Source organism: Nonomuraea sp. NPDC049750 (assembly GCF_040659625.1).
Lineage (GTDB): Bacteria > Actinomycetota > Actinomycetes > Streptosporangiales > Streptosporangiaceae > Nonomuraea.
In genome coordinates, this window is record NZ_JBFANB010000009.1 from 206,366 (window position 1) to 224,311 (window position 17,946).

Sequence of the window (17,946 nt, forward strand, 5' to 3'; positions counted from 1 at the left end):
GAGGACATCCATGACAACCACCGCTCCCGCCCCCAGGCGGGAAAGGGTGCCGGACAGGGACCGGTCGCCCGCCAAGCGGGTGCCAGAGCGCCCCGATCACTCCCGCGAGCGCGTCCGCGGCATCGAGAGGGTCTGGCTGCTCGTCTTCCTGGCCCCTTTCCTCCTGCTCTACCTCGGCTTCACCATCTGGCCGCTGATCGCGACGATCTACTACTCCTTCTTCGACTGGTCGGGCGTCGGCCCCATCAATGACTTCGTCGGGGGCGGCAACTACGGCACGATCCTGGCCGACCCGCTGTTCTGGCTCTCCGTGGTCAACACGCTGGTGTTCGCCCTGCTGACGACCGTCATCAAGCTGCCGATCTCGCTGCTGGCGGCGATCCTGCTGACCCGCAAGTGGCTGCGCGGCAAGCGGTTCTTCCGGACCATGTTCTTCGCGCCGCTCATCATCCCCGTCGCCATGGCGGGGCTGGTGTTCACCTACCTGCTCAACCCGTCCAACGGCGCGCTGAACGCGATTCTGCGCGACCTCGGCCTGGTCGACCAGGGGTTCGACGTGTTCGCCAACCGGTGGAGCGCGCTGGTCGTGCTCGTGCTCGTCTCCATCTGGCAGATCTTCGGCCAGTACATGATCTACTGGATCGCGGCGCTGCAGAACGTGCCCGAGGAGGTCTATGAGGCGGCCGCCATCGACGGCGCGGGGGAGTGGAAGAAGCTCACCCGCATCACGCTGCCGATGATCAGGCCGGTCGCCGTGATCATCGCCCTGCTCGGCCTGGTGAACGCCATGCACGTCTTCGGGCTGGTCGTCACGCTCACCGCGGGCGGGCCGGGCACCAGCACCTACGTGGTGTCCTACTTCATCTACCAGAACGCCTTCGGCTCGGTGCCGTTCGCCTACGGCTACGCCTCGGCCGCGGCGCTGCTGTTCTCCGTCATCGCCTTCGTCCTGGTCTCCGCCCAGGGCCTGGCGGTCCGCCGGGCTCAGCGACTCAGGAAGGAGTACGGCGTCTGATGGCAGCGACCACTCGTGCGGCCCGGCGCAGCCACGCCGTGCGGGCCAATCTCATCGCCCTGCCGATCCTGCTGGTCATCGGGCTCGTGTGGGTCTATCCCTTCCTGTGGACGATCTCGGCCGCGTTCAAGACCCAGGCCGGGATGTTCACCAGCGGCGCGAGCCTCCTGCCCGACCAGCTGAACTTCGACAACTTCGTCCGGGCCTGGGTCAACGCCGGGTTCTCCGGATACTTCTTCAACACGGTGCTCTACTCGGTCGCCTCGACCCTGGTCGAGCTGGTCAAGGCGGCCCTGTGCGGCTACGTGCTGGCCAGGTACGAGTTCCCCGGCCGGACCCTGCTCTACCGGATGATCGTGGGGACCCTGTTCATTCCGGTCGCCTCGATCATCGTCCCGCAGTTCGTGCTGATCGAGAACCTCGGCCTGCTGAACACCCGGGCCGGGGTCATCCTGGCCATGTCCGGCGGCGCCGGCGCGCTCTACGTCCTGCTGTTCGTCGGGTTCTTCTCCAGCGTCCCGGCCGACCTGTTCGAGGCGGCCAAGCTCGACGGGGCCGGTTTCCTCAAGACCTTCCGCCTCATCCTCCCGCTGGCCAAGCCGGTCATCGCGGTGGTGGTCATCTTCCAGTTCATCAGCAGCTGGAACGAGTTCAACATCCCGCTGGTGTTCACCCTCGGCCAGCCCGAGTTGCAGAACCTCGCCGTCGGGATGCTGTCCTTCCAGGGCGAGCACGCGACGGACTGGACCGGGTTCGCCGCCGGGATGACGATCTCGTTCCTGCCGATGCTGATGATCTTCCTGTTCTTCCAGAGCTACTTCACGCGCGGCCTGGCCGGCGCCACGAAAGGATGACCGCGTGAGGCATGGGGCGTTCGCCTACACCTGGGACGTCGTGGGCGACCCCGCGGCGGCCGAGCGCATCGCCGGGCTGGGCGTGAGCACGGTGACCCTGCAGGCCGCCTACCACTCGGTCCGGGGCGTCACCCCGTGGCATCCGCGTCACCGGATCGTGCAGGCCGACCACGCGGCGGCCTACTTCCGGCTGCGTCCCGAGCGCTGGCGCGGGCGGCTGCGGCCGTACCCGCCGAGCTGGGGCGTGGCCGACGAGGACCGGTTCGGCACGGCGCTGGCCGCGCTGGCCGGGGCGGGGCTGCGGACGGAGGCCTGGCTGGTGCTCACGCACTCCTCGGTGCTGGGCCGCGAGGCGCCCGACCTGACGGTCACGAACGCCTACGGCGAGTCCTACCCCTACGCGCTCTGCCCCGCTCAGCCCGCCGTCCACGACTACGCGCTCACTCTCGTTCGCGAGGTGTGCGAGCAGTACGACGTGCCCGCGCTGATGCTGGAGGCGTGCGGCTGGCTGGGCATGGAGCACGCCGGTCACCACGAGAAGACCGCCGGCGCCGGCCTGTCCGCCTGCGGCAAGGCGCTGCTGTCCCTGTGCCTGTGCCCGCCCTGCCGGGCCGGGCTGGCCGGGCGCGGCCTGGACGTGGAGGAACTGGCGCGCGACGTGCGCGCCGCCGTCGACGGGGAGCTCCAGCGGGGCGTCCCGGCCGGGACGAGCCTGGACGAAGTGCTCGGTCGCGAGCGTGCCCAGGCGGTGTACGGTCACCGCGGGCAGGTCATCGCCGGCCTGGTCCGGGACGTGGCGGCGCTGGCCGGCGGCCGTGAGCTGCTGCTCATGGCCACCGACGACCCGCAGGTCACCGGCCCCGACGTGGGGATCGACCTGGCCACCTTCGACGCGCCGGTCGACGCGTACGTGCTCAAGTGCTGGGGCCAGGAGGAGGCGGCCCTGGCCCAGATGAAGGCCGCGGCGGGCCGTACCGACGTCCCGCTCGTCGCCAACCTGACCGTGCTGGAGGACGAGCACCATCGGATCCCGGCTTTGGCCGCCGACCTCGTCGCCGGGGGCGCGCGGCAGCTGCGTTACTACCACGCCGGGCTGGGCTCACCCGCCCGCCTGGCAAGTTTGCGGGCGGCGGCTCGCTTGAAGGAGAAATAATGCTGAACGGCTTGTACGTGATGGACCCGAATCGCTTCGACGACGTCTACGGCCCGGATGCCCGGACCGCGCTTGAGCGGCATTTGGCCATCGGCTCGCCCTTGCTCACCGCCGACCGGCTCACTCCCGACGTGCTCGGCGGCATTGAGGTGCTGGTTACCGGGTGGGGCGCGCCCAAGCTGGACGCCGACTTTCTCGCCGCCGCGCCCAAACTCTCACTGGTGCTGTACGGCGCGGGCTCCATCCGCTCGATGGTGACCCCGGAGATGTGGGCCAGGGGAGTGCGGGTCACCACGGCGGCCACGGCCAACGCCGAGCCGGTCGCGGAGTTCGCCCTCTCGCAGATCCTGTACGCGCTCAAGCACGGCTGGCGCTACGTGCTGGCCGCGCGCGCCGCCGCCGCCACCGCCCCGCGCGGGCCCGAGCTGGGCGCCTACGGTGCGACGGTCGGGCTGGTCTCGCTCGGCGCCACGGGCCGGGCCACGGCGCGGCTGCTCGCCCACCACAAGCTCGACGTGCAGGCCCACGACCCCTATGCCGACCCGGCCGAGGCCGAGCGGCTCGGGGTGCGCCTCGTCGGCCTCGAGGAGCTGTTCGCCACCTCCGACGTGGTCAGCCTGCACGCGCCGCTCACCCCCGAGACGAACGGCATGGTCGGCGCCGCGCTGCTGGAGTCGATGAAGCACGACGCCACCCTGATCAACTCGGCGCGCGGCCAGCTGGTCGACGAGTCCGCGCTCGTGGACGTGCTGAGCCGGCGGACCGACCTGTTCGCCGTCCTCGACGTCACCCACCCGGAACCGCCCGTCGCCGGGTCGCCGCTGTTCACGATGCCGAACATCGTCGTCACCCCGCACGTGGCGGGCAGCCTGGGCCACGAGCGGCGCCGCCACGGCGAGGCGATGGCCGAGGAGCTCGTCCGCTACCTCGCGGGGGAGCCGCTGCGGTACGAGATCACCGAGTCCGGCCTCGCGAGAAGGGCGTGAGCACCACCCTGGTGCTGTTGCCGCCGCACGATCCGGCCACCGCGAGCTGGCGGGCCCGGCTGGAGCAGGCGGTGCCGGAGCTCGTCGTCCGCCGGCCGGAGACCCCGGCGGAGGCGGCCGAGGCGCTGGCGGAGGCCGACGCCGCCTACGGCACGCTGCCCGCGGACCTGCTGGCGCACGCCGGACGGCTGCGCTGGTTGCAGGCTCCGCAGGCCGGGCCGCTTCCGGCGTTCTACCATCCGGCCCTGGTCGCGCACCCCGTACAGGTCACCAACATGCGCGACACCTACACCGACCACGTGGCCGCGCACACGCTGGCGCTCGTGCTCGCGCTGGCCAGGGACCTGCCCAGGTACGCCCGCGAACAGGCCCGCGCGCGCTGGGCGCCCGACTGGGACCCCGGCGCCGTGCTGCCCCTGAGCGAGGCCACGGCCCTGGTCGTGGGGGTGGGCGCGATCGGGGCCGAGGTCGGCAGGCTGCTGGCGGCGTTCGGCACCAGGGTCGTGGGCACGGACGCCCGGCGCGGCGGCCCCGTGCCGGGCTTCGCCGAGGTCCTGCCGCCGGACGCGCTCGACCGGCTGCTTCCCGAGGCGGACCTGGTCATCCTGACGATCCCGCACACCCCCGCCACCGAGGGCCTGCTGGACGCGCGCCGGCTGGCGTTGGCCAAGCCGGGGGCGTACGTGGTCAACGTCGGCCGCGGCCCCATCGTCCGGCTCGACGACCTGGCCGCCGCCCTGTCCTCGGGCCACCTGGCCGGCGCGGCCCTGGACGTCTTCGAGACCGAGCCGCTCCCCGCCGACCACCCGCTCTGGCGGCGTCCCGACGTGATCGTCACCCCGCACGTCGCGGGCGTGGGACCGCACGCCTCGGAGCGGTGCTTCGCCGTCCTGCTGGAGAACGCCCGCCGCTTCGTGGCCGGGCGCGAACTGATCAATGTGGTGGACAAGTCGGAATGGTACTGATGAACCGTATTGCACGCGTCGAGACCTTCACCGTGGCCCTGCCCTCGCTGCGCGACTTCGCGGTCGCGGGCGGATCCGTGGTCCAGAGCGGCCGCCCCGCCATCAGGGTCCTGGTGAAGGTCACGGCCGACGACGGCGCCATCGGGTGGGGTGAGTCCACCCCAATTCCCTCATGGACGTACGAGACCACCGAATCCATCGTCTCCACCATCGAGGGCTACCTGGCCCCGGCCGCCGTCGGCCGCCCGCTGTGGGACCTCGACGGACTCTGCCGTACCTTCGACCGGACCATCAGCAAGGGGTTCTCGATCGGCATGCCGCTGGCGCGCGCGGCGGTCGACGTGGCCTGCCACGACGCCTACGCCCGGAGCCTGGGCGTGTCCCTCGGCGAGCTGTGGGGCCGGCGCAGGCGCGACACCATCGAGCTGGCCTGGATCGTGTCGGGTGAGTCGGCGTCCGAGGCCGCGGACTCGGTGGCCGAGGGCCACGCGCACGGCTACCGCCACGTCAAGGTCAAGCTCGGCCTGCACACCGAGGACGAGGACGTGGCCATCGTGACCGCCGTACGCGCCGCCGCCCCCGACGCCGTGCTCTGGGTGGACGCCAACCAGGGCTACACGGCCGCCGCCGCGCTCCGGGTGGCCAGGCGCCTGACCGATCTGAACGTAGCCGTCTTCGAGCAGCCGGTGCCCTCCAACGACCTGGCCGGCCTGCGCCGCCTGCGCGACGCCAGCCCCATCCCGGTGGCCGTGGACGAGAGCCTGCGCCACCCGAGCGACCTGGCGACCTTCGTCCGGCTCGACGCCATCGACGTCGCCGTGGCCAAGGTGCAGCGCTGCGGCGGACTGACCCTGGCCCTGCGCCAGTGCCAGCTCGCCGAGGACAGCGGCCTGGCCGTCATGGGCTCCGGGCTCACCGAGTCCGACATCGGGCTGGCCGCCTCGCTGCACCTGTTCGCCGCGTTCGGCGTGGACACGCCCGTCGACCTCAACGGCCGCCAGTTCATCACCAGCCCGTACGCCACGGACCCGGTCATCACCGTCGCCGACGGTGTCGCCCACGTGCCCACCGGCCCCGGCCTGGGGATCGGCGTGGACGAGGAGGTGGTCCGCTCGCTCGCGGTCTGACAGGCGAGTCTCGCGGCGGGCTCAGCTGAGGGGGCCCGCTCCCAGCGGCAGGTCTTCTCCGCGGGCGAGAAGGCCGGAGATGGTCACTTCCAGTGCTTGGCGTACCAGGTCGGTGAAGTCGACCTGCATGGGGGCCAGCGCCGGGTCGGAGGTGTAGGCGGCCAGTAGTGCCTCTGTGGGCCGGCTGTACGGCCAGGCGGCGCTGACCGTCAGCGTAGCCAGTCCGACGAGCCGGAAGGCGTCCTGCGTGCCGAGTTCGGGCAGGTAATGGAGAGACAGCCGGACCAGGCTTTGGAAGGCGCGCAGGGTGGCGTTCTTGTGCCGGATGGCGACCTCGGTGGACACGTTGTGTTCCAGCACCGCGGCTTGCGTGCTGATCAGGTCGCACAGCACCGGCCGCCCGGTGATCGACTTGGCCAGGATGGCGGCCAGCTGGTCTCCGCGTTGCCGCGGAGTGCCGCTGGTGGGTTCGAGTGACTGCTCCAGTTCGGCGATCCAGTCGTGGATCTCTGTGTCCAGGAGCTGGAGCAGGACCGCCTCGCGTGATTCGAAGTAGCGCAGCACGTTGGGTTTGGCCAGGCCGGCGCGGCGGCTGAGTTCGTTCAGGCTCAGTTTCGCGACCGGCATCTCGGTCAGCATCGCGGCGGCGGTGTCGAGTATCTGCCGCCGTCGTTCGCCGCGCTGCTCGTCGTTGCGGGCGCGCTTGAAGGTCACGGCCACATCCTACATACCGGCGGTCTTTTACTAGGTCGCCGATGGTTCGAAGGCTATGCTCGATGTCGCGGAACCGGACGTATCGCCGCATGACTCCGGAAAGGGACCATTTCGAGAGGGATGAGGTGGGTCTGGTGGGCGAGAAGGTCACCGATCGCGTGGAAGCAGCAGGTCTGGTGGATGGCGGGGGAGCGGCGGGTCCGGGCGACGCGGAGCGGACGCTCGTGGACGACATGGTCCGCGTCGCGACCGAATTCCTCGACTCGCTCCCGGAAGCGCTGTCCGCCCGAGCGGTGCGGACCCCCTTCGGCGCCCCGGCCGTCGAGGCCGAGCGGGTCCGGTGGTTCTACACCCCCACCGACCACGGTGGGGTGCCGCTCGGCGAGCTCTCGCCCCGGCAGCAGGGCCTCGCCATGCGGCTCCTGGCCAGTGGCCTGACGCGCCCGGCGTACGCCACCGCCTGCGTCATCATGGGGCTGGAGAACGTCCTCGACGAACTCGAGGGGTGGGGCGTCGACTGGGGCCGGGAACGTACCCGCGACCCGGGGCTGTACTGGGTACGCGTCTTCGGCCGTCCCGGTGACCCCCTGTGGGGGTGGCGTGTCGGCGGCCACCATGTGTCGGTGAACCTGCTGATTCACGAGGGACGGATCGCGGCGTCGACACCGTCGTTCCTGGGCGCCAACCCTGCGACATCGCCGCTGCTCGCCGGGACGCTGCGCCCACTCGGCGGGGCCGAGGACCTGGCTCGCTCCGTGATGGGCTCGCTGCGCAGGCCGGACCAGGCGCGGGCGCTGCTGCACCCCCGCGCGATCTCCGACATCGTCTCGGGCAACCGCGCCCGCGTACGCCCCGGAGACCGCATGATGCACCTACAGGACCTGTTCCGCGGACCGCTGGCCAGGCCGGAGCTGTCCGCGCTCGCCCACCGGCTCGACGAAGCCGCCGAGCGCGACTCCGGTTACACGGAGCAGGACCACGAGACGATGGCGCTCACCCAAGACCCCCAAGGGGTCCCCGCCCACGAGATGACGGGGGAGCAGCGCGGGCTGCTGCGCGAGTTGCTGGCGGCCTACACCGACCGCTCTCCGGCACCGGTCGCCGACGCCTACCGCCGCCACTATCTCGTCGAGAGCAACCTCGACCGCGTACATTTCGGCTGGGCCGGCAGCGTCTCGCCGGGCGAGCCCCACTACTACCGGCTCACCGGCCCACGCCTGCTCATCGAGTACGACAACACCCAGCGCGCCGCCAACCACGCGCACTCCGTGTGGCGGGACCCGGACGGGGACTTCGGGATGGACCTGCTCGCCTCGCACCGGACCGAGATCCCGCACTGACCGCCCGCCGCTAGCCGGCCTGGTGGGCGATCTGGATCAGGTTGCCGCAGGTGTCGTCGCGACCAGTTCTGGTCACTGCACGCTCGCGCCCCCAGAGGGCACTGGCAAGCCGCTACTTGCATGTCAAGCGAGCGAGGGGTGGCCGTCGTCACCGGCGGCGCCAACGGCGTCGGACTGGCGTGCGTGAACGGCGTCGACTGGCGTGCGTGCGACGGCGCGGGTAGCCGGTCAGTCGCGGCTGGGCGCCGCGAGGTGATGACCGCGCAGGAGGTTCGTCGCGATGGCGGCGGCCTCTCGCACCGCGGCGACCAGGTCGCGCTGGGCGGCCCTGAACCGCGTGACGGGCACCGACACCGTGTACGAGCCAGCCGGAGCACCGTCGTGATCGAAGTAGGCGGCGGCGGCGCAGCAGACGCCCTCGCTGAACTCCTCCAGGTCGAGCGCGAAGCCCTGCCGGCGGATCTCGCTGAGCTCCACGGTCAGGCTGTCGACGTCGCCGTGGGTGTGCGCGGTCAGCCGCCGGAGCTCGACCCCGCGGAACATGATCTCGATCTGCTCGCGCGGCAGGTGCGCCAGCACCGCCTTGCAGGAGGCGCGGGCGTGCAGGTCGCCGGTGTAGCCGACGTCGAGGCCGCGCACGCCGAGCGCCTGCTCACCGGCGATGAACTGCAACAGGGTGATGACGCCGTGATGCCAGCCGCTGACATAGGAGGTCTCCCGCGTCCGCGCGTGCAGCCTGGCCAGGACGGCGAACAGTTCGGGAAGGGGCTCGAACCTGGCACCGAGCCGGCGGCCGAGGGAGGCGCCGTGCGGGCCGACGTCGACTCGCCCACCGGGCAGTCGCACGATGTAGCCGCCCGCCTTCAGCGTGCGCAGGATGTGGTAGCAGCGGCCGAGGCTGAGGTCGAGCTGCCGGCTGATGCTCTTGGCCGTGGCCTGTCCGCCCATGTGGGCAACGGCCCGCAGCACGTCGAGGCCGCGCAGCAGGGTCTGCAGGCTGCCGTCCCCGGTGATCTCGGCGTTCTCAGTCACGGGGCCATCGAAGCTCTTCGACCATCAAGTTTTCGACTATAGCGAAAAAGGCAAGCGCTCCTTGAGTCGATGTGCTCGGCGAAGGTCATGCTGCGATGCGCCATAACCGACACATCCGCTGAGGAAGGATCACATGCTCAGCTCCGAGCAGTTCCGGTCACACTTCCCCGCGTTGCAGCGCCACGTGTGGCTCGACACACCGGCGAGCCCGCCCGCCGCGCTCGGCGTCGTGCACGCGCTGCGGGCGGCCCTGGACTCGTGGCTCTACGGGGAGCACGACTGGCGGGAATGGGACCACGCCCCCGCCGCAAGCAAGAGATCTGTGGCCCGGCTGCTGGGCATCGCCGAGGAACTGATCGCCGTGATGGGCTCGACCGCCGAGGCCGCCGCCACCGTGGCCAAGTCGTTGCCGCCCGGACGGATCGTGGTGCCCGCCCAGGAGTTCCGGAGCAACCTCTTTCCCTGGTGGCAACTGGAGGCCGCCGGACACGAGGTGGTGCTGGTGCCGCCCAGGGACGGTCACACCCATACCGAGGACCTCGTGGCCGCGCTCGACACGCGTACCGTCCTGCTCGCCGTCAGCGACGTGTTGTCGATCGACGGCCACCGCGCCGACCTGCCGGCGCTGCGCCAGGCCACCGACGGGGTGGGCGCCCGCCTGTTCGTCGACGCGACCCAGTCGCTCGGCGCGCTCCACCTCGACATGGAGCGGGTGCGCCCCGACTACCTCGCCGTGCACGGCTACAAGTGGATGCTGTGCCCGCGCGGGGCCGCCTGGCTGGTGGCAGCGCCCGAGCACATCGACGGACTGGTTCCCCTGCTGCCGAGCTGGCGGTCCACCGAGCCGCCCTACGGGTTCTTCGGCGGGCCGTACGTCCGCGCTGACAGCGCGGCGCGCTGCGACACCTCGCCCGCCTGGCTCTCCTGGGTCGGCGCGCTGCCCGCACTGGACCTGCTGCTCGACCTCGACGCCAAGCGGGTCGAGCGCCATTGCCTACGGCTGGCCGCCGACTTCCGGGCTCGCGTGGCCGAGACGGGCGCCGGCACCCTCCTTCCCAGCTCCCGGAGCCACATCGCGGTGGTGCGCGTCATCGATCCGGACGCGGTCCGGGCCCGCCTGGCGCGAGACGGTGTCCGCGCGACCCTGCTCGGCGACCGGCTGCGGGTGGGCTTCCACTACTTCAACAACAGCTCCGATGTCGAACGAGCCGCGAACGCGCTGGGAGATACGAAGGCCCCATGACGAAGCGCTGGAACCCGGTCGGCGTGCCGGCACCCATCGGCAACTACAGTCACGTGGCCACGGTGCCGGAGAACACCACGTTGGTGTTCGTCTCGGGGCAGGTGGGGAACCTGCGAGACGGCTCACTCGCGGGCCCGGACGCCCTGTCGCAGACCCGGCAGGTGTTCGCCAATCTGCGGTCCGTACTCGACGAGTTCGGGGCGACGCCGGACGATGTGGTGAAGCTGCTGACCTTCGTATCGGGCACCGAGCAGCTGCCCGGCTTCTTCGCCGCCCGTGACGAGGTTTTCGCCGAGTGGTATCCCGATGGCGACGTCCCGGCGCACTCCCTTGCTGTCGTCGCCGCACTCGCCGCTCCGGAGCTCACCGTGGAGATCGAGGCCGTCATCGCGGTACGTGGCGACGCCCGAGCATGAGCGCCGGCCGGGTCGCCCTGGTGACCGGCGGCGCATCCAGCTACGGCGCCGCCCGAGCTCGGCTTCCTCGCCGTCAGAACCGATAGCGGAGAATGCGCGCCCCTTGCCGCGACAAGGCGGTGCTGCGGGCGGTGAGACGGGTCAGCGCGCGTAGCGGTTGCGGGAACCGGGCTACTTCCGGTGCGCGGGTGAGGATCCGCTCCTCGACCAGTTCGAGGTCCGCGCCCCAGGACTCGGGTTCGCGCGCGTCGTCGAAGCCCTGGGCGGCGGTGATGCCGAGCGCCTTGATGGTCGGATGGTACTTCATGGCCCAGGCCGCGAAGCGGGTGTAGCCGTTGAGCGCGAGCTCACCTGAGGGGAAATGGCGGGTCAGCTGGCGAGTCATCATCTGGAAGGAGCCGCCGGGCATGAAGGGCAGCAGCCCTTCGGCGACGATGACGGCGGGCCGGTCGTCGGGGATGGCGGAGAGCCAGCCGGATTGGGTGAGGTCGGCTCCGACCAGGTGGGAACGGCTGGGCAGATGCTCGGATCGCAGTTTCACCACTTCGGGGAAGTCGATGTCGTACCAGTCGACGCCCGGCGGGGGAGCACAGCGCGGCATCCTGGTGTCCAGGCCACAGCCCAGGTCGAGCACCACACATCCGGGGTGAGCGGCGGTGTAGGCGCGTACGACGTCATCGAGCTTCTTGGCGCGCAGTGCGGTGGTGAGGACGAGATTGGGTTTGACCTTCAGCTTGCGGAAGTCGTAGTCGATTCCGCCGGCCAGGTCGGCGGAGAGCGTGTCGCCGAGGATCGGGCTGGGCAGCTCGGCGTCCAGGGCTCTGGCATAGAGGGTGAGCAGCAGTGTTTCCTGGATCAGCCCAAGCTTGGGTTGCCAGCGGTGCATGGCGGTTCCTTAACGGCGTAGCGGATGGCGGGCTGCGAGGTCCTGCAGCCATGTCAGGGAGTCATGGGCGGCCTTGATGCGCTCAGCGCGGTGCTCCTCGCCGCCGACGAGGTCGAGTCCTTCATCGGCGATCTCGCCGAACGCGCCCAGGCTGTCGAGCTTGCGCTGGATGACCTTCTGCCAGACGCCCCAAACCCCGATCCGCTCCGGCTGTATCTCGGGGCGGGTCTGCAGGTAGGACACGGCGCTGCGGAAGTCCTCGGCCTGCCGTTCCGGGTAGTCCAGGCCACGTGGCTCGCCTTCGCTGGAACCGACCGTGCGGTAGTCGATGGCCAGCACCGCGAACCCGGCCTTCACGAAGTACGGCGCGAAGAACGCCAGCGCCTCCTTGACCATCACCCCCGCTGTGCCCGAGCACCAGCCCGGGGACCGGGTCGCTCGTCTGTGGCAGATACAGATCGCCCGCGCAGCGGGTGCCGAGGCTGTTGAAGGTCACCTGTTCCATGGTCTGCTCCCTGTGAGGTTGCTAGTTATTTCAATCATGACTGAAACAACTAGCAACGTCAATCCGAGCGTCATGCCTGTGAGGAAGGGGAACGAATGTCGGCCGGGCGAAACGATCTCTTTCAGTGCCGCTGCCCGGCATCGATGGTGATCGGTCGTTCGAAGACGGTGCGCAGGACGACCGTGGAGTTGGTGTGTGAGATCGCCGGGATCGCGCGGATACGGTCGAGCGCGTCGGCCAGCTCGACCGTGGCGCCCACTCTGACCTTGATCAGGTAGCAGTCTTCGCCTGCCACCTCGTGCACCTCCAGCACGCACGGCTCCCGCTCCAAGGCCGCGTTGACCTCCGCCTTGGCTCCGGGCTCGGGGTTGAAGCGGAGTGCGACGAACGCGGCCGTGCCCGCGCTGACCTCCGCCGGTTCGACGATCGCGCCCGCAGCGTGCGTTTCCTGCGGCGGGCCGAGCTGGGTGACTGGGCGGTCAAGCTCTACACGATCGCGTCGCACGGGCGACCTGCCCGCGCGGAAGTCGCCGAGGCCGCCTTGCGCACCGCGCGAACGGTGTTCCCCGCGCCTGCCGTCGCGCCCGACCGGTACGGTGTCGGGTTCGTCATCGCCCATGACGCGCCCCGGCTCTGCTATGCGCTGGCCTGCTGGTGGGCCGAGAAGAACGAGGTCCACCAGCGGATCCTTTCCGCGCGCGCCGACCGGCCCGAGCACCTGGCGCCACACCCGAGTCCGGCGGCCGGGTGCGTGTGGGAGCTGAGCGTCACCGACTTCGAGCGGCGTGCCTGGATGACGCACGTCCTCGCCAACCCCGGCGGGCCCGACCTGGACGCCTACCTCGCACAGGAGTACAACGACGATGTCTGAGTTCGAGACGAGCCCGCGTGACTGCCTGGCCCGCTTCGCCGACGCCTGGGCCAGGCGCGACGTCGGCGCACTGCTGGAGCTGATGACCGAGGACGCGGTCTACGCCGCGTCGGTGGGTCCCGAGCCGGGCCGCACCTTCCGCGGCCATGCCGAGCCGGCCGATGGCTTCCGTGCCATGTTCGAGCACGACGCCGGTGCGGTCATCGAGCAGGGTGAGCCGCTCATCAACGGCGAATGGGCCGTGTGCACCTGGACATACCACCTCGTCTCCGACAGCGGCTCGCCGTACTGCGAGTACGGTATCGACCTGTGGCGTTTCCGTGACGGGAAGATATGCCTCAAGGACGCCTACAGGAAGACCCGGTAGCGCGTCAAAGGTCCGGCGTCCTTGTCGCCCGCGCGGGCTCCACGCGCTCGAGCTTGGTCCAGCCGGTCCAGCCTCGCTTCTTCAGCAGCTCAATCAGCCGACGGGCGGGCGGCACAGTCTCGAACGCCAACGTGTCCATCAGCTGGACGAGCGGTGGCTCGATGTCGATGTCGTCGACGTAGTCCTCGCCCCTCTCCTCAGCCAGCCGCGTGATGTAGACGGCCAGCTTGTCAGCCAGCTCGACCAGCCGTGGGTCGCCGGCGCGCCGGTCGAGTGCCTGGCTCAGGGTGAGAAAGAAATCGATCAGCCGCGGGTCGGCGATCTGCTCCCGCTTGCGTGCCATCCACTCCGGGACCCGCTGGGGGGAGTGCGCGGCCAGCAGGATCCAGCCGTCGCGCTCGGCTTGGACGATCCGCTCGTCGACCCCGAGCGCGCGCAGCCGGTCGAGATAGTCGACCACCTCCGGGGGCAGCGTCAAGCTGTCCCCGGAGGCGAGCCGGGCGATCCGCTCACGGTGGCGCTGTCGCTGCCGGATCTCCGCCCGCAGCCGCTCGTCGATGTCCGCGACCGCCGTGGCGAACTCCGCCTCGTCGGCCTGGAGCAGCTCGCGCACGCGCGCCAGTGGGACTCCGGCCTCGGCGAGGGTACGGATCTTGATCAGTTCGACTGCGGCGCCGGCGTCGTATCTGCGGTAGCCGGAGTGGTCTCGCTCCGGCTCCGGCAGCAGTCCTTTGGCGTGGTAGTGCCGCACCGCGCGTACCGTCACTCCGGCGTAGGACGCCAGCTCGCTGATGGTCAGCATCAGAGCAGCATCCCAGGGGTTGCTTAAGAAGTCGCCTGGCCGGCTTGGGTATTTCGGATGATCTGGGCGATTTCCGGGGCGTGGGTGAAGACCAGTTGGTGGTCGGCGTCGAGCCAGGATATGGCGAGGTGTGGCTGCTCACGGATCAGCCGCTCGACACCGGCGCGCCAGTTCCGGTTGAACCGCGGCGCGTGTCCTTCGCCGCTGTCGCCGCCCATCGAGGTCGACATGATGAGGCTGATGGGCCGGTCGATTTTCTCGTACCGGTGGAGGATCCTGGATCGGACCGCATCGATCTCGATGTTCAGGTCGAGAATCTCCTGGGCGGTGAGCAGCACCTGACGCGCGGTCCCCCGCTCGGCCTGCTGCCGCGCCGCCAGGTCCGCCCACATGGCGCGGAACTCCGGCAGGAGGGCCTCGGTGATGAACGGTTCTGGCACCGGGTTCGCCCCGTCGATGAGAACGAGGTCGGCGACGGTGCCGGGATGCTCGGCGGCATAGTGGACGGCCAGGTCCGCGCCCAGCGAGTAGCCCACAAGCGTGGGCGCCGCGTCCAGCTCCGCCAGTACGGCGGTCAGATCGCCGAGGAACGCCTCGAAGGAGTAGTGGTCGGCGGCCGAGGCGAGGCCATGGCCCCGCAGGTCGAAGGTCACCACGTCGTGGTCGCGCCGGAGCAGCTCGGTCAGTTCGTGAAGGTGGGCCTGGGTCGAGTTCAGTCCGGGGCACAGGACCAGCGGTCTTCCCCGGCCACCGCGAGTCACTGGGAGCGTGACGCCGTCGTGGTGGACCGTGAAGTGCCGCATCGTCCTGTCGCCTCTCGTCGCCTGCTCTCCATCGCCGTACGCGTTGGTCATGCCGCCATGCTGGGACATTGACCCTGCGGCAGGGTCAACCGTCGCGGGTCATCGCAGCGTGAGCGGGGTCTCTGATGCGATGCGGGTCAGCTTCCGCGGGTTGCGGACGTAGTAGAGGCCGGTGATGCGGGCATCCTCGACCTGGACCGCTATGACGCCGTCGATCTCGCCGTTCACGCGAAGGACGAGTGCCGGGTTGCCGTTGACCACGGTGGGGTCGCCGGTGAGTGTGACCTGGGCCTTGCCGAGGCCGCCGACGATGAAGCGGGCCGCCTTCTCGGCGCCGGTGATCGGCCGTGGCGCGGCCTGCTTGACGCCGCCGCCGTCGCTGATGAGGACGACGTCGGGGGCGAGCACGTCGAGCAGGCCCTGTAGATCGCTGGTTTCGAGCGCGCGCTGCAACGAAACCAGAGCTGCCCGGGCCTGACTGGGGGAGATCGCTTCGCGTGGGCGGCGGGCTTGGACGTGCTGGCGGGCGCGGTGCGCGATCTGCCGTACGGCGGCGGGGGTCTTGCTGACGGTGGTCGCGATCTCGTCGTAGCTGACGTCGAAGACCTCGCGCAGGACGAATACGGCGCGTTCGGTCGGCGAGAGCGTCTCGAGGACGAGCATGAGTGCCATGGACACGCTCTCGGCCAGTTCGAGGTTCTCGGCCACGTCGGGCGTGGTGAGCAGGGGTTCGGGCAGCCAGGGGCCGACGTAGGCCTCCTTGCGACGCTTCATGGTGCGCAGCCGGTCGAGCGAGCGCCGGGTGGTGATCCGGACCAGGTAGGCACGCTGGTCGTGCACCTGCGTCAGGTCGACCGTCATCCACCGGAGCCAGGTTTCCTGGAGGACGTCTTCGGCGTCGGCGGCCGATCCGAGCATCTCGTAGGCGACGGTGAACAGCAGGTTGCGGTGGGTGACGAACGCCTCGGTGGCGGGGTCCATCTGGGCGGGACCGGCGAGCGGCTCGGCTGTGCCTGTCGTTGGCTCGTTGCGCTCGTTCATGGCCGGCTCCTGCCTGTTCGCTTCTCAAGTGCGTTGTCCGCACAAGACGCCGGTTCTCGCCGCTGTGTGACATCCGTGATCGGTGGTGTACGTCACATGCCGCTCGGCGCGGTCGCCGGAGGGCAGCCTGCCGGCGACCCGGCCGCGGCGCTGCCCAAGCTCGTCGAAGCAGCCGGCGACCGCGGGAAGCTATACGACGAGGGGACGGTCCACCTCGAGCCGGCCGTGTTCGATGAGCCAGCGGACGGACTCGAGTACTGCGGCCTCGGGCTCGTACCTGGGTGAATAGCCGAGAAGTGTCTTGGCCTTGTCGATGGTGAGGCAGTGGCTGCGGTAGAGGTGTTCCCAGCTCACCTGCGCGTGCTCGTCGGTCGTGGTGGCGCGGAACTCCTCCCAAGACACGCTCTCCAGCGAAGCCGTCTGCCCGAACCAGCTCGCTGCTTCGTGGGCGAACCCTCGGACGTTCAGGGCCGTTGGGGCGACGACATTGAAGTCCTCCCCGCCTGCCGTGTCAGGATGCGCGATCGCCTTCTCGAAGGCCTGAGCGACATCGTCGGCGTGAACGTGATGCATGAGCTCGACGCCGAGTCCGGGGATCTTCAGTGGCCGTCCGGCCGACAGTGTGCGCCAGACAGCGGGGTCCAAGTTGCCGATCGGTCCGATCGGGTCCCAGCCCGGGCCGACGATGTGCCCGGGATGCAGCGACGTCGTCACCACGCCGCCGCCGGCGGTCTCGTCCTTCAGCATCCGCGCGATTCGATCCTTCTGGATGCCGTAGTCACCGAATGGTTCCGTCCCTGTCCCTTCCGCGATGGGCGACTTGTGGCTCGGCCCGTACCGCCACACGGATCCGCAGTGCAGCAGGTGGCCCACCTGCCCGCGGAGTCGTTCCACGAGGGCGACGGCGGATTCAAGGGTGAAGCACACCAAGTCGACGACGACGTCCGGCCGCAGCCCCGCCACTCTGTCGCCGAAAACGCCCTCGGCGTCCTCTTGCTGGCGATCCGCCGTCACTTGCTGTACGTGCTGCCATTCAGGGGCCTCGGCATAGGCGACCCGGCTTCCCCGGCTGATGTTGAGCACCTCATGACCCGCGCGTACGAGCCGGGGGATGAGGAATGTGCCGATATGACCGCTTCCCCCGATGACGACAACCCTCATACTGCTCCTCTAATCAGATGTAATACGACTTCCTGTGCTTCGTCCCCGAAGCAAGGCGGAAGTCCGGATGCTGTCTGTCCCACGTGAAGCTACCAAAGCTCCCGACAATGACCATGAGGGAACGGCCAGTGACGATAGACGACATTCAAGGCCGGCTGGAGAGCCGCGGATGGCAGGCCGAGAGCGGCGAAGGGTGGCGTTGGGTAGACCATACATACCGGGATGACACCATCACGCTCCGGATCAGATGTCTGCCCGACGTCAACGTGATCCGATTCGACTTCGCATCCGAGGAGCACCTGGCGGGGCTCTCCATCTCCTTCGACGACCACCTGGACCAGATTCTCGATCTGATCATCCGCGTCCAGTCGTCACTGTCCGCGGAGACCTGGCGGCCCTTCATCGCTTCGCTGATCGAGCTGTCTCCCCAGGTCCTCTCGCTGGGCGACGAGGACGGCGAGGACGCGGTGATCACCGATCCGGACGAGGGCATGGCCGCGCTGCGCGAGATCGACTGTGAGTGAAGGGCGGCCCGACGGGCGGTAGCAAGGAGGGATGACCGCTCCTTCCACTTCTAACCTATAGCGCATGGGGGGCCTTGCCACAAGGCCCGGGTCATGCCGCACAATCACCCCTCGACGCTGGAAACGTACGAAAAATGGGGG

Annotated in this window: 21 protein-coding genes; 12 read left to right on the forward strand and 9 right to left on the reverse strand. The window is 69.7% G+C overall.

What is annotated here, in order from left to right; genetic code table 11:
• Window positions 1–10: 10 nt before the first annotated feature.
• The 6 genes from AB0J16_RS24795 to AB0J16_RS24820 are packed head-to-tail and all read left to right on the forward strand — an operon-like array spanning window position 11 to window position 6,100.
• Window positions 11–1,015, forward strand: a complete 1,005-nt coding sequence (locus tag AB0J16_RS24795) for a sugar ABC transporter permease (protein WP_358543528.1) — start codon at window positions 11–13, stop codon at window positions 1,013–1,015.
• Window positions 1,015–1,869, forward strand: coding sequence for a carbohydrate ABC transporter permease (locus AB0J16_RS24800; RefSeq protein ID WP_358543531.1), 855 nt, complete (start codon window positions 1,015–1,017; stop codon window positions 1,867–1,869). The genes AB0J16_RS24795 and AB0J16_RS24800 overlap by 1 nt, the downstream gene beginning before the upstream one ends.
• A gap of 4 nt (window positions 1,870–1,873) precedes the next feature.
• On the forward strand, window positions 1,874–3,022 hold the full coding sequence (locus tag AB0J16_RS24805) for a hypothetical protein (protein WP_358543534.1): 1,149 nt from the start codon (window positions 1,874–1,876) through the stop codon (window positions 3,020–3,022).
• Window positions 3,022–4,008, forward strand: coding sequence for a hydroxyacid dehydrogenase (locus AB0J16_RS24810; protein WP_358543536.1), 987 nt, complete (start codon window positions 3,022–3,024; stop codon window positions 4,006–4,008). The genes AB0J16_RS24805 and AB0J16_RS24810 overlap by 1 nt, the downstream gene beginning before the upstream one ends.
• Window positions 4,005–4,973 carry a D-2-hydroxyacid dehydrogenase gene (locus AB0J16_RS24815; protein WP_358543538.1) on the forward strand — a complete coding sequence of 323 codons (969 nt, stop codon included), beginning with the start codon at window positions 4,005–4,007 and terminating at the stop codon, window positions 4,971–4,973. The genes AB0J16_RS24810 and AB0J16_RS24815 overlap by 4 nt, the downstream gene beginning before the upstream one ends.
• Window positions 4,973–6,100: an enolase C-terminal domain-like protein gene (locus AB0J16_RS24820; RefSeq protein WP_358543540.1), complete on the forward strand. Its 1,128-nt coding sequence runs from the start codon at window positions 4,973–4,975 to the stop codon at window positions 6,098–6,100. Before AB0J16_RS24815 ends, AB0J16_RS24820 begins: the two co-directional genes overlap by 1 nt.
• A gap of 21 nt (window positions 6,101–6,121) precedes the next feature.
• On the opposite strand, the gene AB0J16_RS24825 is transcribed toward AB0J16_RS24820, so the two are convergent.
• Window positions 6,122–6,814 (reverse strand): TetR family transcriptional regulator, encoded by a 693-nt coding sequence (locus tag AB0J16_RS24825; RefSeq protein WP_358543543.1) that lies wholly within the window; start codon window positions 6,812–6,814, stop codon window positions 6,122–6,124.
• A gap of 134 nt (window positions 6,815–6,948) precedes the next feature.
• Between AB0J16_RS24825 and AB0J16_RS24830 the strand changes: the two genes are divergently transcribed.
• Window positions 6,949–8,154, forward strand: coding sequence for a DUF3500 domain-containing protein (locus AB0J16_RS24830; protein ID WP_358543545.1), 1,206 nt, complete (start codon window positions 6,949–6,951; stop codon window positions 8,152–8,154).
• Between the two features lie 228 nt (window positions 8,155–8,382).
• On the opposite strand, the gene AB0J16_RS24835 is transcribed toward AB0J16_RS24830, so the two are convergent.
• Window positions 8,383–9,186: an IclR family transcriptional regulator gene (locus tag AB0J16_RS24835; RefSeq protein ID WP_358543547.1), complete on the reverse strand. Its 804-nt coding sequence runs from the start codon at window positions 9,184–9,186 to the stop codon at window positions 8,383–8,385.
• Between the two features lie 133 nt (window positions 9,187–9,319).
• Between AB0J16_RS24835 and AB0J16_RS24840 the strand changes: the two genes are divergently transcribed.
• Window positions 9,320–10,429, forward strand: coding sequence for an aminotransferase class V-fold PLP-dependent enzyme (locus tag AB0J16_RS24840; RefSeq protein ID WP_358543549.1), 1,110 nt, complete (start codon window positions 9,320–9,322; stop codon window positions 10,427–10,429).
• Window positions 10,426–10,845 carry a RidA family protein gene (locus AB0J16_RS24845; protein WP_358543551.1) on the forward strand — a complete coding sequence of 140 codons (420 nt, stop codon included), beginning with the start codon at window positions 10,426–10,428 and terminating at the stop codon, window positions 10,843–10,845. Before AB0J16_RS24840 ends, AB0J16_RS24845 begins: the two co-directional genes overlap by 4 nt.
• A 73-nt stretch (window positions 10,846–10,918) precedes the next feature.
• Here AB0J16_RS24845 and AB0J16_RS24850 read toward each other — a convergent pair whose 3' ends face one another.
• The 3 genes from AB0J16_RS24850 to AB0J16_RS24860 all read right to left on the reverse strand — a co-directional run bounded on the left by AB0J16_RS24850 (window position 10,919) and on the right by AB0J16_RS24860 (window position 12,741).
• Window positions 10,919–11,731, reverse strand: a complete 813-nt coding sequence (locus AB0J16_RS24850) for a class I SAM-dependent methyltransferase (protein WP_358543553.1) — start codon at window positions 11,729–11,731, stop codon at window positions 10,919–10,921.
• 9 nt (window positions 11,732–11,740) lie between these two features.
• The gene (locus AB0J16_RS24855) at window positions 11,741–12,127 is read right to left on the reverse strand and encodes a hypothetical protein (protein ID WP_358543555.1); all 387 of its coding nucleotides are present in this window, start codon (window positions 12,125–12,127) and stop codon (window positions 11,741–11,743) included.
• A 230-nt stretch (window positions 12,128–12,357) separates the two neighbouring features.
• Window positions 12,358–12,741, reverse strand: a complete 384-nt coding sequence (locus AB0J16_RS24860) for an Lrp/AsnC family transcriptional regulator (RefSeq protein ID WP_358543557.1) — start codon at window positions 12,739–12,741, stop codon at window positions 12,358–12,360.
• Between the two features lie 36 nt (window positions 12,742–12,777).
• Here AB0J16_RS24860 and AB0J16_RS24865 point away from each other — a divergent pair, with 36 nt between their 5' ends.
• The gene (locus AB0J16_RS24865) at window positions 12,778–13,107 is read left to right on the forward strand and encodes a hypothetical protein (RefSeq protein ID WP_358543559.1); all 330 of its coding nucleotides are present in this window, start codon (window positions 12,778–12,780) and stop codon (window positions 13,105–13,107) included.
• The gene (locus AB0J16_RS24870) at window positions 13,100–13,474 is read left to right on the forward strand and encodes a nuclear transport factor 2 family protein (RefSeq protein WP_358543561.1); all 375 of its coding nucleotides are present in this window, start codon (window positions 13,100–13,102) and stop codon (window positions 13,472–13,474) included. The genes AB0J16_RS24865 and AB0J16_RS24870 overlap by 8 nt, the downstream gene beginning before the upstream one ends.
• A gap of 4 nt (window positions 13,475–13,478) precedes the next feature.
• Here AB0J16_RS24870 and AB0J16_RS24875 read toward each other — a convergent pair whose 3' ends face one another.
• The 4 genes from AB0J16_RS24875 to AB0J16_RS24890 form a co-directional block, all read right to left on the reverse strand.
• A complete protein-coding gene (locus tag AB0J16_RS24875) occupies window positions 13,479–14,276 on the reverse strand; it encodes a MerR family transcriptional regulator (protein ID WP_358543564.1) in 798 nt (265 codons plus the stop codon).
• 23 nt (window positions 14,277–14,299) lie between these two features.
• Window positions 14,300–15,130 carry an alpha/beta hydrolase gene (locus AB0J16_RS24880; protein ID WP_358543566.1) on the reverse strand — a complete coding sequence of 277 codons (831 nt, stop codon included), beginning with the start codon at window positions 15,128–15,130 and terminating at the stop codon, window positions 14,300–14,302.
• A 48-nt stretch (window positions 15,131–15,178) separates the two neighbouring features.
• Window positions 15,179–16,120, reverse strand: a complete 942-nt coding sequence (locus AB0J16_RS24885; protein ID WP_358543569.1) for an RNA polymerase sigma-70 factor — start codon at window positions 16,118–16,120, stop codon at window positions 15,179–15,181.
• Between the two features lie 189 nt (window positions 16,121–16,309).
• Window positions 16,310–17,281, reverse strand: coding sequence for an NAD(P)-dependent oxidoreductase (locus tag AB0J16_RS24890; protein ID WP_358543571.1), 972 nt, complete (start codon window positions 17,279–17,281; stop codon window positions 16,310–16,312).
• Window positions 17,282–17,409: 128 nt separating this feature from the next.
• On the opposite strand from AB0J16_RS24890, the gene AB0J16_RS24895 reads away from it, so the two are divergent.
• On the forward strand, window positions 17,410–17,805 hold the full coding sequence (locus AB0J16_RS24895; RefSeq protein WP_358543574.1) for a hypothetical protein: 396 nt from the start codon (window positions 17,410–17,412) through the stop codon (window positions 17,803–17,805).
• Window positions 17,806–17,946: the final 141 nt, after the last annotated feature.